Origin of the sequence: Nocardia sp. NPDC050408, from assembly GCF_044458905.1 — a bacterium.
Taxonomy (GTDB): Bacteria; Actinomycetota; Actinomycetes; order Mycobacteriales; family Mycobacteriaceae; genus Nocardia.
Window position 1 is genome coordinate 164,679 of sequence record NZ_JBITIL010000001.1, and the last position, 13,136, is coordinate 177,814.

A 13,136-nucleotide genomic window follows, 5' to 3' on the forward strand; every position below is an offset into this window, starting at 1 on the left:
ACGGACTAGATCGTCGAGGCGTCGATCACGAACCGGTACCGCACATCGCTGGCGACGACCCGGTCGTATGCGCCATCGATCTCATCGGCCGAGATCAGCTCGATCTCCGCACCGATTCCGTGGTTGACGCAGAAGTCCAGCATCTCCTGGGTCTGCGCGATACCACCGATCATCGACCCTGCCAGCGCCCGCCGGTATCCGGCGATGGTGAAAGGCTTGACGCTCAACGGCTTCTCGGGCATACCGAGGATCACCAGGGTGCCGTCCAGCCTCAGCAGGCGCAGGTAGCTGTCGATCGGCAGATCGGCCGAGACGGTATTGAGGATCAGATCGAAGTGGTTGCGCAGATCGCGGAAGGTTTGCTTATCGCCGGTCGCGTAGTAGTGGTGCGCGCCGAAGCGTTTGCCGTCGTCCTGCTTGCTGAGCGAATGACTCAGCACGGTGACCTCGGCCCCCATCGCCGCGGCGATCTTCACCCCGACGTGTCCGAGTCCACCCATGCCGATGATCGCGACCCGCTTACCCGGCCCCGCATTCCAGTGCCGCAGCGGGGAGAACACCGTGATACCCGCGCAAAGCAGCGGCGCCGCGACATCGAGTCCGATGCCCTCCGGAATCGACAGTACGAAGTTCTCGGTCACCACGACCTGGCTCGAATAGCCGCCCATTGTGTACCCACCCGGCTGGATGGATGCGTCCACCTGGGTGTTGTAGGTCATGGTGGCGCCGTTTTCGCAGTACTGCTCCTCATTGGCCAGACAGGGACCGCAAACGCCGCAGGAATCGACCATGCAGCCGACGCCGACGCGATCGCCGACCCGATGCTTGGTCACCTCCGGACCGACCGCGGCGACAATGCCCGCGATCTCGTGTCCGGGGACGCACGGGTATTTGGCGCCGCCCCATTCATCGCGGGCGGTGTGGATATCGGAATGGCAGATGCCCGCGTATTCGACATCTATCAGCACATCGCGTCGTCCGAGCTCGCGCCGCTCGATCGTGAGCTTCTCGAAATGCCCATCGGGCGTGGACATCGCATACGCAGCAGCAACGCTCATGCCCGCGCCTCACTGGCGCTCGGCTTCGGCATGCGCGGTGGGCGCCGCGTCATAATTCGCTCACTGCGTTCGCTCATGCGTACATGCCTACCGCCGCAGCGGAGGTTTGCCAAACGCGCCGCCGAATATTGATCTCCGGCCACAATGGAATTGGTCAAGGGCCCAGCCGGAGGCGGGAGAGCGGCATGGACGACGAGCGGCACCGCGCGCCCGAGCGGCAGCGAGAAGGTGGCGGGCGCGCGTTGGCGCTGATCGCGGCCTTCCTGCTCGCCGTGGCCGCGTTCTTCGGCTTCCGCGGTGAACTGCCCGACTGGTCGTCGACCTCTGGTGCGGACAACTCCCCGCCCGCCCTACTCGAGCCGCTGCCGCCGCTGGATCCGGTGGCGGTCGCCCAGGCCGTGGAACCGGCGCTGGTGAATATCAGCACGTCCTCGCGGCCGTTCGGACTCGGTGCGGCCGGATCCGGGATCGTGCTCACCGCCGACGGACAGGTGCTGACCAGCCATCATGTGGTCAAGGGCGCCGAAACCGTGACGGTCACCGATGTCGGCAACGGCGCCGTCTACGACGCGAAGGTGCTCGGCTACGACGGCGGTGCCGATATCGCGCTGCTGGAGCTCAGCGGCGCCACCGATCTGACAATCGCGCGCATCGGCCGCTCCGCCGAGCTGCGCGTGCACGAGGACGTGCTCGCCATCGGCAATGCGGGCGGTGCGGGTGGCACGCCGACCTCGATCCAGGGCAATGTCACCGATCTGAACAGCTCGATCGTCGCGCTGAATTCCTCCGATCTGACCCGCAAAGCGCTGACCGGGATGGTGGAGATCGCGGCACCGGTCACCGCCGGACAGTCCGGCGGTGCGCTCGCCGATCCCGATGGCACGGTGGTCGGGGTGATCACCGCCGCCTCCGGCGAGACCTCGCGCGAGGTCGGGCGCACCCCTAACGGCTATGCGGTGCCGATCGACACCGCGATGCGGGTGGTGGGCCAGATTCGTTCCGGCACGCCCACCGAAACCGTGCACATCGGGCCGACCGCGACGCTCGGTGTACTGATCTCCGACGCGAAACCGAGTGGGGCACGGATCGATGTCGCACTGTACGGGTTGCCGGCTCGCGCCGCCGGGCTCATCGATGGCGATGTGATCACCTCGATCGACGACCGTGACATCACAACCGCGACGGCGTTGCGGGCCGCGATCAATGTGCACAAACCCGCTGACACCGTGCAGTTGGGTGTCCTCGGTCTCGGCGGAGTGCAGCGCAAGGTCACCGTGGTGCTCGCGCTGGGCACACCGAACTAGACCAGCGACAGCCAGTAATCCTGGAACTTCAGGAAGATCAGCAGCAGCACCACGGCGTAGAACACCGCGACGAAGGTCCAGCGCCACTCGACGACGATCCGCATCGGCCCCTGCGCACCAGCCCATAGCTGTTCGGTGGCCACCGCGAGCAGCGGCGTGATGATCGCCCACACCACCATGCAGTACGGGCACAGCGCGCCGATCCGGTACAGGCTCTGGAAGATCAGCCAGCAGATGAAGATCGTGCCGAGCACGGTGCCCACCCACAGCCCGCCCCAGATCCAGCGCGGGAAGCGCACATTGGCGACGGCGAGCACCGCGAGGGTGACGACCACCGAGAAGCCGACGATGCCGATGATCGGATTGGGAAATCCGAATCTGGCGGCCTGTTCGGTGGTCATTACGCTGCCGCAGGACAGGATCGGGTTGATGCTGCACGAGGGCCGGTAGCTCGGATCGGTGAACAGCTTGAACCGCTCGATGGTCAACGTGACCGAGGCGAGCCAGCCGGCCAGCCCGCCGATCAGCAGCACCCAGGCGGACCTGGATGTCGCGGTGTTCACTGGCCCGCGGCGGCGGCGATCGCGGGTGCGAGGCCGCCGGGAACCATCAGTTCCTGGCTGGACTGGAGCTGTTTGCCATTGACGAAGACCGTCGGGGTGGATTTGATTCCGCTGGTCAGCATGTCCTTGGTCTTGGCCCCGATGTACTTGTTGTAGCTGTCGTCCATGATGCACTGCCCGACCGAATCGGGAAGGCCGAGGCCCTTCGCGATGGTGATCAGCTGGTCATCGCTCAGCCCCGCGCTGCCCTCGGCGGGCTGCTGCTCGTACATGGTGGACAACCAGCCGAGGTACTTCGACGGATCCGCCTCGGCGACGCAGTAGGCCGCATTGGCCGCGCGCGAGGAGTACTTCGTAGTGGAGGCCTTGTCCAGGAACGAAATGATGTTGTATTCGACGATGGCCGTGCCCTTGTCGACGGCATCCTTGATGACCTGCGCGTTGGCGGTTTCGAAGGCCTTGCAGGCCGGGCACTGCAGGTCGGCGACGACACGGACGGTCACCTTCGCGTCCGGCTTGCCGATGCGGACCGCACCGTTATCGGTGATGGTCGCGGCGGCCCCATTGGGCAGCTGGCTCGCGGTGGCGGCGATGGACGGGGTGGCACCGAGATCGTTCTTGTCGGCGTTCTTCACCGCGATACCGATGCCGATCGCCGCGATGAGCCCGACCAGCACAACGGCCACGCCCACCTGGATGAGGATCTTGCGGTTGCGGTCGGCGCGCTCCGCCGCCGCGAGCGGATTCGTTTTACCACCCGGTTTTTTGCTCACCGTGCGTTCACCACGCCTTTCGCTTGCCTGCCGGTTTCCTGCCGCCACGATGGTAGATCCGGAACACCCCCGGGGCGTGGACGGGCACGGCCACATCATCCGTGGTCAACCTGAGAGGAACCTTGGTCAGGCCCGGGTGAGCCTGCGCTGCTGATCCTCGACATCGAATAGGGCCGGCGGCCAGTCGAGTTTCAGCCCCGCCAGCGCATCGATGAGCAGTTCGGTGACCACGAGGCGGGTGAACCACTTGTGATCGGACGGAATCACATGCCATGGGGCGTAGTCGGTCGAGGTGCGGTCCAGCACCACCTGGTAGGCCTCCTGATAGGCAGGCCAGTAGCCGCGTTCGTCGATATCGGCGGGATTGAACTTCCAATATTTATCCGGTCGGTTCAGCCGTTCGCGCAGCCGCTTCTTCTGTTCGTCGAGCGAGACGAACATGGCGACCTTCACCAGCGTGGTGCCCTGGTCGACCAGTTCCCGCTCGAAGACGTTGATCTCGTCGTAGCGCGGTTCCCAGACCTGCGGCGGCACCAGATTATGCACCCGCACGACCAGCACATCCTCATAGTGCGAGCGGTCGAAGACACCGAGTTGGCCGGCACGCGGCAGGGCCTTGCGGATGCGCCACAGGAAGTGGTTGCTCTTCTCCTCCTCGGTCGGGACGCCGAAGGAGGCATGGTCGACGCCCTGCGGATCGACCGAACCGATCACGTGGCGGACGATGCCGCCCTTGCCCGCGGTATCCATCCCCTGCAGCACCAGCAGCACGCTGCGGGTATCGCCGGAACGGCCGTTGGCATAGAGCTTCTCCTGCAGATCCGACAGCACGGTGGTGCGTTCGGCGAGCAGCTTCTGGCCCTGCCTCTTGTCACCATTGAATCCGGGCGTACCGGAGGCGTCGAGATCAGCGATGCGCAAGCCATCGGCCCGCAGGGCCTCACTGGGCGGCAGAGACCATTTCTTCGCCATCGATGTATCTTATGGCTGTATTCGTGGCCGCGCCTTCGGCGCGAACGGGTCGCTCGTAAGATTCGCTCCGTTCGGGTGCGCGGATGCTGCGACGTGGCGACTGCCAGTGCCTGGCGACGGTCAGCTGACCTGGGCCAGGCGGAGCAGCTGACCGGCGAAATCCTCGTCGGTGACCGGGGTCAGGGTCAGCTCGTGCGAGGTGCTGAGCAGATAGCGTCCGTCGCCGGTGAAATCGAGCCAGCTGCGGTGCCGGGTGGGCGGCGACATCGGGTTTTCCGGTTCCACGGTCACGGTGATGAAGCCGCGACCGTCCACCGGTTTTCGCAGGGCCTGGCGGAACCGGGCCGCGCGGCGATGGCCATTGGTGGCGCTGTCGCCTTCGTCGGAATTCAATACCGCGTCCTGCGGCTCCCGCATGGGCGCTAGCTTGCCCGGCTCGGCTGGACCGATGATCTCGACCAGATTTTTGCCGAGGTTGCGGGCGTGGGACATGCGCACCGTCACCTTGTCGATATCGGCGATCAGAATGCCCGCGTGGTTGTGCACCACCGCTGCGAAAACAAGGATCCGCTTGGCCCCCGACTCACCGGAGATGGTGATGGTGGTGGCGTCGGTGCGCGCGCACAGCATGAGTGCGGCGGCCAGATCGGCATCGGCCTGGCGAGCGAAACGCTGGGGTAGTCGCAGTGCGGCGTACTCGGATTCGGTGCGGACGGTGGCGGCGGGCGCCAGATTGACCGGGTAGGGGCGGCGGTCCAGACTCGTTTCGTTCTCCCAGACATGCGTGAATTCGTCCGGGGTGAATACCCATTTCACCGTGTGCCCCCGGGATCCGCCCGCGCGATCTGTGGTCCATCGGGTGGCGGGGTGAATCGGGGGACACGGTCGCCGGAGGTGGGCATGATCGGGGTGTAGACATAGGTCATCGTGTCCTGGACATCGGCCTGCGCCGTAGCAGCGGCCATGTCGTGGTCCATCCTGCGTTGTCCGCCGTGGATCGCCTCGGCGGCCGGATCTTCCAGAGCACGATACTGCGGCGGCGGTGGAATCGCCGCTCGGATGGCCTGTGCCGCATCGGAATTGAGCTCCATCAGGCGCTCTACCGCGCGGCAGATATCGTGCGCCTCGGTGCCGGCGCGGACGAATTCGCGGGTGGCGCGCAGTGCGGCATCGGCGGAACGACCAGACCAGTGCGCGAATTCGCGATTTGTGGCATCGGAGAAAGCCTGGAATGCCTCGGCGACCGCGGTGGCATTGGCGCGCCAGGCATCGGCGACCCGGCCGAGAGCCGCGGGATCGATGACCTCGTGCACCAGATCCCAGATCTCCTGGTGCGTAAAGGCGCCGAACAGTTCGCGCTCGGGAGCGTAGGGGGGATCGGTTCCGCCGCTGGCCGATCGGGCGGAGGCGGCGACGGCGCGCTGCTGGACCCGGATGGCGTCGGCGGCTGCCCTGGTGACGGAATCGGCCATGGGTCAGTGGTTTCCGTCGGCCTGTTCGCCGCGCGGCGACTCCAGGTAGTCGGTGATCAGCTGTAGCGCGGCGCGGTTCGCGGCCTCGGCATCCTCGAAACGTTTGCCCGCGGCCAGATAGGCGGCCTTGTACAGCAGGGCGGTCTCCTGGAATGCGGTGACGGTGTCGAGGAATTGAGTGCCCTTGTCGCCGAAGCCTTTTGCCAGGCCGTGGCCCGTCGGCAGATTGGGGAAGCCCGTTACATCGGTGACGAGATGTCCGGTGGCCGTGGCTTTTTGTAGATCCTCGACGAGCTTGTCGCATGCGGCGGCAAGGTTTTCGGCGACATCCTCGGCCAATTCGAAGGGGGCGCCGCCGCTGGTTCCGGTGGCTGCGGCATACAACTGTCTGGCCATCCGCTGACCGGTATCCGGTACCGCCATCTGGGTCGCCCCCTCACGTTCGGTCCACCCACCGTTGCGGGCACTTTACCGCCCCCACCCACCGCCCCGTAACGCCTTATCCCCATCCCCAACCAACACTCCGCCGTAATGTGCCCCCTCACATACGTTCTGGGCATATCGCACACCTTGGTGCTTGGGGTGCAGCGTGTCGTGCGGTGAGTCGGTGTGCGAGGTGTAGCGAAGGTGTGCGGGATGCGCGGAGGTGTGGGGTCAGGTGGGGCGGGTGGCGCTCAGGTATTGGAGGGAGCGGTGGATCTGTTGGTCGATGTCGGTGAGGCCGTGTTCGGCAAAGAGTTCGGGGAAGGTGTCGGTGTCGAAGACGCGTAGACCGGCCCAGCCGGCGACGATTTGGCTGGCGCGGCTGAAGGGCGGGTCCCAACGGTGGCTGGTCGTGATGGCGACGCGGCCGCCAGGGGCGAGGACGCGGATCATTTCGCGGGTTGCCGCAATCGGATCGGGGATCAAATAGAGCGCGCCGAAGCAGCAGACGGCGTCGAAGGTGCCCTCGGCGAAGGGCAGGTTGCGGGCGTCACCGCGGAGGTAGCCGACGCGCGGACCCGCGTTATCGGCGACGGCGCGGGCGAGCATCGGTGCGGAGTAGTCCAGACCGATGGCGTAGCCGTCTCCGTCGAGGGCATTGCTCAGGTAGCGAGTGAAGTTGCCTGGGCCGCAGGCGATATCGAGTACCTTCTGCGACGCGTCGAGACGCAGGGTGGTGACGGCGTCGCGGCGGTCGGCGGTGGTGCTGCGGCCGCTCGCCAGATAGAACAGTGCAGGCCGCCAAGCCTTTTCGTAGATCGCGGCGAGGGCGGGGGCGTTCATGGTGCGTCGAGCGAGGTTCACCGCACCGACCTCGGGTCGGCTGGTAGCGGTGCGGTGACCCGTCTATGACGCTCGACTGGTCCGGATCTCATTTGTGCTCCTCGTCGTTGGGGAGTTCCGATCACGCGATCGAAGTGTCCGCATCTCGAGCTCTCGCATAACCTCCCGGTTCGGGTGCGGTGTGTCGCGCGGCGAGTCGATGTGCGAGATCTGCCGACGGTCTGCCACGTACGCGGAGGGTATGTGAGGCGGCGGCTGGTCGGGCGACGCGGAAGGCAGTTAGGTGCGCTCGACCTCGATGGTCATGCCCGTGGCGCGCAACCGCTCGGTGAGCGCGTCGCCCATCGCGGATGCGGGGGTGAGGATGCCTGCCAATTCGGGCTGCTTCGCACCGTCGAATGCCAGGCACAGTCCGGCCTGTCCGAGCATGACGGCGGTGGCCTGGTAGCCGGGATCGCCGGTGCCGGAGAAGGTCGCCACGTATTTCCCGCCCGAAGACGTGCGCGCGTAGGTCTTCATGCTGAACCAGCCACTGGTGCGCGCCTGTTCGCTCGGTCCGGTGCCGGGCTTGGGCACGATCCGGTCGAGTAGCTTGCGGCCCACCGAGACTCGCGACAGCACCGCACCGGCGGCCATCGTCGCCACGATGCCGCCTGCCATACTGGCGGCCACCAGCGGTGCCGCGGCAGACTTGCCCGCGTTCATCACCTCGCGGTAGCGGAAGTTCTTGCCGTAGACCCAGCCGAGCAGGCCATTGGTGCGGCGCACGATCTTGGTGTTGTGCGCGGCCATGACGAAGGTGCCGACCCATCCGTCCAGGCTTGGATCGATGCTGCTTGCCCGCTGCAGCGCCTGGTCGGTTTGACGGCCGACATCGGGTTCCATCGACTTATCCGGGCTGAGCGAATACGGGTGGCTCATCACCGAACCCTTGGCCGGATCGGCCGCGATGGCCTCCATCATGGCCCGGCCGGAGTCGATGGTGCCCCCGCTCACGCCGCCCTTCAGCGATGCGATCAGCGTGGTGTCCTCGAGCTCGCCGGTGTTGTCCGCGACCGTGCGCTTGTACAGCTGGTACACGCTCAGATCCGACGGAATCGAGTCGTAGCCACAGGAATTCACGATCTTTGCGCCGGTCTCCACCGCCTGCTCGTGATACCCGTCGATCGCGTCCCGGATGAACAGCGGTTCACCGGTGAGGTCGGCATAGTGGGTCCCGGCCTTCGCGCACGCGGCCACCAGCGGCAGGCCGTAGCGCAGGTACGGGCCCACAGTGGTCACCACGACCGCGGCTCGCGCGGCCAGTTCGTCCAGAGCGGCCTGGTCGGTCGAATCGGCGACCACCAGACCCCAATTCGCGGCGGCCGGGCCGAGTTCGTCACGGACCGTGGTCAATTTGTCGAGCGAGCGACCCGCCAATGCGATGCGCGCCTCAGCAGGCGCCGCGCCGAGTAGATACTCCGCGGTGAGCTTGCCGACGAAACCCGTTGCGCCGAAGAGCACTAGGTCGAATTCTCGGTTGTCTGCCATGATCTTCCGTTCGATAGCCGCTGTGGTGGATTATTTGGTGCCGGAACCGCGCGGGGTCGGCTTCTTCGCCCGCGCCCGCGGTTTCTTGGTCGGCGTCGGCTTGCGCTCGATCAACCACTCCCGATGCGCCTTACCCAAATCGGTGACCGGTTCCTCGTCGTAGAGCCATTCGCGGGCGATCTTGTGCCAGTTCGCGGTGCATTCGAGTTGGCCGAGCATGCCGAAGGTGAGGAAGTCGGCGCGCCGGGAGAACAGGTGCTCCGGCGGCAGATTCTGTTGCTTCATCCCGGCGAATTCACTGGCCCGCGGATCGACAGCGAGCAGAAACGCACCGCTTGCCAGCTCCGGGGTAATGGTCAGCTCCTCGTCGGTCAGACACCATTCCGAGGCCGCGAGCACATATTCCAGGCATTCCTCGGCGCCGATCTCGTCCGGCGAATCGATCACGCCACGCTCGATCATCAACTGCCGCAGGTCTTCGGCCCGATCCTCGGCCGCCGCGCGCAGACAGATCGTCTCGAACCGCACATGTCCGGGATCCATCCGATTGAACAGGCCGAAGTCGAGGAAGCCGACCCGGCCGTCGTTGGCCAGCAACACATTTCCCGGATGTGGGTCGCCACAGAATTCGTTGAAGCTGAACAGCGAACCGACATAGAAGCGGTAGATGATCTCGCCCATTCGATTGCGTTCGGTCGCGGGCAGCTGCCGGATCTCCTCGAATCCCTTGCCCGCCACATATTCACTGACCAGCACGCGCGTCGTACTGAGTTCGGGCAGCGACCGCGGCACCATGATGAACGGATGTCCGGCGTAGAGCTCGGCGATCTGGAGTTGGGTATCGGCCTCGGCGTGATAGTCGAGTTCGCTCTCCATATTCAGCCGCAACTCGTCGAGTACGGCGGGCGTCACCCATGGCATCGCCGATTGCAGTACGCGCCGGAACATGGCCAGATTCTTGAGATCGGCGCGCACCGCCGCATCGATGCCCGGGTACTGCACCTTCACCGCGACCTGACGTCCGTCGTGCAGCCGCCCCAGATACACCTGCCCGATCGAGGCCGCGGCAATGGGCTCGGGCTGGAATTCGGCGAATACCGCGTCCAGCCGCTGCCCGAAGTCCTCCTCGATCACCTGTCGCATCGATTCGAACGAGACCGTCGGCGCGGCGTTGCGCAGCACAGCGAGTCGTTTCTGGAAGCGTTCCCGATGGCTCTCCGGTACCAGATCCAGATCGAGCACCGACATCATCTGGCCGAGCTTCATGGCCACGCCCTTCATGGTCCCGAGGACCGTGACCACCTGCTCGGTGGTGCGGATCATGGACTCCTCGGCCATCTTCGCGCGTACGGCCTCCGACCTGCCCCGCATGGATAGGCGTGTGCGCTGGGTTCGGATTACCGAACTGGCTGCCACCGCACCCAGCTTGGTGCCACGAGCAAGCCGAGAAGTCGGCACTTGCTTCGCCATCGAGGTACCTCCATTGGTGCCAGCGGTCGGCGCGACGGGCGCGCAGGCGGTAGCTTGCGTAACCACGTAGCGACCCGCGCAGACCGCCATCAGGCAGAGCGCGGTGACGTGGGACACCCGCGTACCGCTGGGCTTCAGAGTAGCCAACCTCGCGGCGGTGTCGAGACCGCCGTCACTATTTCAGCTAGCGCCCCAGCTAGCGGCCTGTTAGCGCGCGAAGTCGGGCGATTGATCAGTTGGCGATCACGAGCTAGCGCTCAGGCGCCGGTCTGCGGCGGGTCCGGCAGGATGTGCGGCTGTGCGTTGAAGATCGCACGGGAGCCGCCAGCGCGCGCCATGCCCTCGATGGCACTCCAGGCCATCATGGTCAGGTAGTCGATGACTTCCTCGCGCGACATCGCCTTATCCGTGGTCCACCAGTGTGTTGCCAACTGGATGCCGCCGACCAGCACATACGACCACAGCAGCGCGCCCTCGGTCGCGAAGCCGTGCTCGGCGCCGCGATCAATGATGACCGTGGTGACGACCTCGGCGAAGAGTTTCTCGAATTCGGCCAGCGAGGACTGATCGGTCGAGCCGTTGCCCATGATGAACCGGTAGACCTCCGGGTCCTCGTCGACCGTGCCGACGTAGGCGGCCAGGGCCGAACGGACCAGGTGGTACTCGTCCGCGTCGAGGCTGATCGCCTCGTACACCCGCGGCATCAGGGTGCTCTCGATGAACCGCTGCATGGTCGCGTGGACCAGGTCGTTCTTATCCGAGAAGTACCGGTAGAGCACGGTTTTCGAGACGCCGATCTCCGCGGCGATCTCGTCCATGCCCGCATTGCTGCCTCGCGTGCGAATAGCCGCGAGGGTGCCATCGACCAGCTCTTCGCGGCGGTCGATCTTGTGCTGCCGCCATCGGCGCTTGCGACCGTCCGTCCGGCCGGTGCGCACCGCCGCCGGTCGTTCGGCAAGCTCGCCGACATCGACAAGGTCATCGGTGGACAGCGTGAGCTCCCTCGTTTGTATGGGTTCGTGGACCACCAGCTTAGGTCCAGGCAACGACCGACATGCGCGTTTGGGTGTGGGTTGCGACAGGTTGCACATAATCGGGCCATTCGGCGTCGGTTGCGTGTCGCTCGAGATCGGCCGGGAGCTCGGTCGGTGACACACAGCAGAATGGATGTCATGGAGAAAGCTCCCGGCAACACGGCGGCGCGAGCGACGGGCCCGGAGGCGGTAGCGGAGCGTAACCACGAAGGGCCCCGCGAACGCCGCCAATCCAGTACAGCGGTGCTGGATACGCCCAGGTCCGCAGCACCGACCAGTTTCGCGGCCTTCGTCGACGAGGCGGGCAAGCGTCGCGATCTGTTCAAGATGAAGGCCCTGGCCACCGGGTTTTTGGCGTTCGCGACGGCGATCTATCTGTTCTGCCGCTGGTTGGAATCGCGCGGGGCGGGTGATGATTGGGTCGGTTACCTGCGGGCCGCGTCCGAGGCGGGCATGGTCGGCGCACTCGCCGACTGGTTCGCCGTGACCGCGCTGTTTCGCCATCCGCTCGGCCTGCCGATCCCGCATACCGCGATCATCAGGAAGAAGAAGGATCAGCTCGGTGCCAGTCTCGGCGCCTTCGTCGGCTCGAATTTCCTTGCTCCGGATGTGGTCTCGGCGAAGGTGAATTCGGCGCAGGTCTCCTGGCGGGTGGGGCGCTGGATGGCTGATCCCGGACATGCGGGCCGGGTGGCGCAGGAGAGTTCGACCATTCTGCGCGCGGTGGTCGGGGTGCTGCGGGACGAGGATGTCGAGCAGGTGATCGACAACACCATCGTCAAGCGGATCGCCGAACCGCTGTGGGGTCCGCCGATCGGACGGGTGCTTGCTGAGCTGCTCGCCGACAATCGGCAGTTGCCGCTGCTCGACATGCTTGCCGAGCGTGCGCACCAGTGGGCGCTCGGTTCGCAGGAAACGATCGACCGGATCGTTTTGCGGGACGCGCCGCAATGGGCTCCGAAATTCGTAAACATTCTGCTTTCAGAAAGGATCTATCGAGAACTGGTCGAGTTCACCTGGAAGGTGCGGTCGAATCCGGAACACGAGGTGCGGCTCGCGGCGAATCGGTTCCTCGAGGAATTCGCCTACGACCTGCAGCACGACGACGCCATGATCAAAAAGGCCGAGCGGATCAAGGCGCAGATCATGGGTCGCGAGGAGATCACCGGCATGGCCGAGGCGACCTGGCGCGCGGCCAAGCGGCTGATCCTGGAATCCGCCGACGATCCGAACTCCACGTTGCGGCGCAAGGTCGCCGAGAATGTGCAGCAGCTCGGGGAGCGGCTGCGCGACGATGCCGAGATGCGTGCCAAAGTCGACGATTGGATCGACCGCGGCGCGCGGTATCTGGTGGAAAACTATGCCGGGGAGATCACCACTCTGGTCACCGATACGGTTGCCAGGTGGGATGCCGAGGAAGCTAGCAAGAAGATCGAATTGCAGGTTGGGCGTGATCTGCAATTCATTCGCATCAATGGCACCGTCGTAGGATCGCTGGCAGGGCTGGTGATCTACACGATTTCGCATTTGATGTTCGGCGGCTGACCGCCGCGGCGTGAGTTCAGGCCCGGAGGCAGCAGCCTGCGTAACCATGGCGAACTGGGTGGAGCGCGCTGTTACCGGAACGGTGCTAACAGTGTGCTTGCAATAGCTAGCACCCTGCCTTAGAATTGGATACGTACAACCGCCAGAAG

The 13,136-nt window shown here is 65.3% G+C and carries 13 protein-coding genes; 2 read left to right on the forward strand and 11 right to left on the reverse strand.

Translation table 11 applies throughout. The features are described 5' to 3' along the window. Positions 1-5: 5 nt before the first annotated feature. Positions 6-1,058, reverse strand: a complete 1,053-nt coding sequence (locus ACIBJI_RS00820) for an NAD(P)-dependent alcohol dehydrogenase (RefSeq protein ID WP_364356364.1) — start codon at positions 1,056-1,058, stop codon at positions 6-8. A gap of 185 nt (positions 1,059-1,243) precedes the next feature. Here ACIBJI_RS00820 and ACIBJI_RS00825 point away from each other — a divergent pair, with 185 nt between their 5' ends. Further along, positions 1,244-2,362, forward strand: coding sequence for a S1C family serine protease (locus ACIBJI_RS00825; protein WP_397082625.1), 1,119 nt, complete (start codon positions 1,244-1,246; stop codon positions 2,360-2,362). On the opposite strand, the gene ACIBJI_RS00830 is transcribed toward ACIBJI_RS00825, so the two are convergent. From ACIBJI_RS00830 to ACIBJI_RS00875, 10 genes are all read right to left on the reverse strand, one after another. Further along, a complete protein-coding gene (locus tag ACIBJI_RS00830) occupies positions 2,359-2,925 on the reverse strand; it encodes a vitamin K epoxide reductase family protein (RefSeq protein ID WP_364356358.1) in 567 nt (188 codons plus the stop codon). The genes ACIBJI_RS00825 and ACIBJI_RS00830 overlap by 4 nt on opposite strands. Further along, the gene (locus tag ACIBJI_RS00835; protein ID WP_397082627.1) at positions 2,922-3,698 is read right to left on the reverse strand and encodes a DsbA family protein; all 777 of its coding nucleotides are present in this window, start codon (positions 3,696-3,698) and stop codon (positions 2,922-2,924) included. Before ACIBJI_RS00835 ends, ACIBJI_RS00830 begins: the two co-directional genes overlap by 4 nt. A gap of 126 nt (positions 3,699-3,824) precedes the next feature. Further along, entirely contained in the window at positions 3,825-4,670 is an 846-nt protein-coding gene (locus ACIBJI_RS00840) for a polyphosphate kinase 2 family protein (RefSeq protein ID WP_397082629.1), read from the reverse strand. Positions 4,671-4,790: 120 nt separating this feature from the next. After that, the gene (locus ACIBJI_RS00845; RefSeq protein WP_397082631.1) at positions 4,791-5,486 is read right to left on the reverse strand and encodes an ESX secretion-associated protein EspG; all 696 of its coding nucleotides are present in this window, start codon (positions 5,484-5,486) and stop codon (positions 4,791-4,793) included. Continuing rightward, positions 5,483-6,142: a hypothetical protein gene (locus tag ACIBJI_RS00850; RefSeq protein ID WP_364356346.1), complete on the reverse strand. Its 660-nt coding sequence runs from the start codon at positions 6,140-6,142 to the stop codon at positions 5,483-5,485. The genes ACIBJI_RS00845 and ACIBJI_RS00850 overlap by 4 nt, the downstream gene beginning before the upstream one ends. A 3-nt stretch (positions 6,143-6,145) precedes the next feature. Beyond that, positions 6,146-6,565 carry a hypothetical protein gene (locus tag ACIBJI_RS00855; protein WP_397082633.1) on the reverse strand — a complete coding sequence of 140 codons (420 nt, stop codon included), beginning with the start codon at positions 6,563-6,565 and terminating at the stop codon, positions 6,146-6,148. Between the two features lie 231 nt (positions 6,566-6,796). Further along, positions 6,797-7,429, reverse strand: coding sequence for a class I SAM-dependent methyltransferase (locus ACIBJI_RS00860; protein ID WP_397082635.1), 633 nt, complete (start codon positions 7,427-7,429; stop codon positions 6,797-6,799). Positions 7,430-7,687: 258 nt separating this feature from the next. Beyond that, entirely contained in the window at positions 7,688-8,941 is a 1,254-nt protein-coding gene (locus ACIBJI_RS00865) for a saccharopine dehydrogenase NADP-binding domain-containing protein (protein ID WP_364356422.1), read from the reverse strand. A 27-nt stretch (positions 8,942-8,968) separates the two neighbouring features. Next, complete coding sequence (locus ACIBJI_RS00870) at positions 8,969-10,408, reverse strand: AarF/ABC1/UbiB kinase family protein (protein WP_364356337.1); 1,440 nt, start codon at positions 10,406-10,408, stop codon at positions 8,969-8,971. Positions 10,409-10,665: 257 nt separating this feature from the next. After that, positions 10,666-11,346, reverse strand: coding sequence for a TetR/AcrR family transcriptional regulator (locus tag ACIBJI_RS00875; protein WP_364356419.1), 681 nt, complete (start codon positions 11,344-11,346; stop codon positions 10,666-10,668). A 423-nt stretch (positions 11,347-11,769) separates the two neighbouring features. Here ACIBJI_RS00875 and ACIBJI_RS00880 point away from each other — a divergent pair, with 423 nt between their 5' ends. Then, complete coding sequence (locus tag ACIBJI_RS00880; RefSeq protein ID WP_364356416.1) at positions 11,770-12,987, forward strand: DUF445 family protein; 1,218 nt, start codon at positions 11,770-11,772, stop codon at positions 12,985-12,987. Positions 12,988-13,136: the final 149 nt, after the last annotated feature.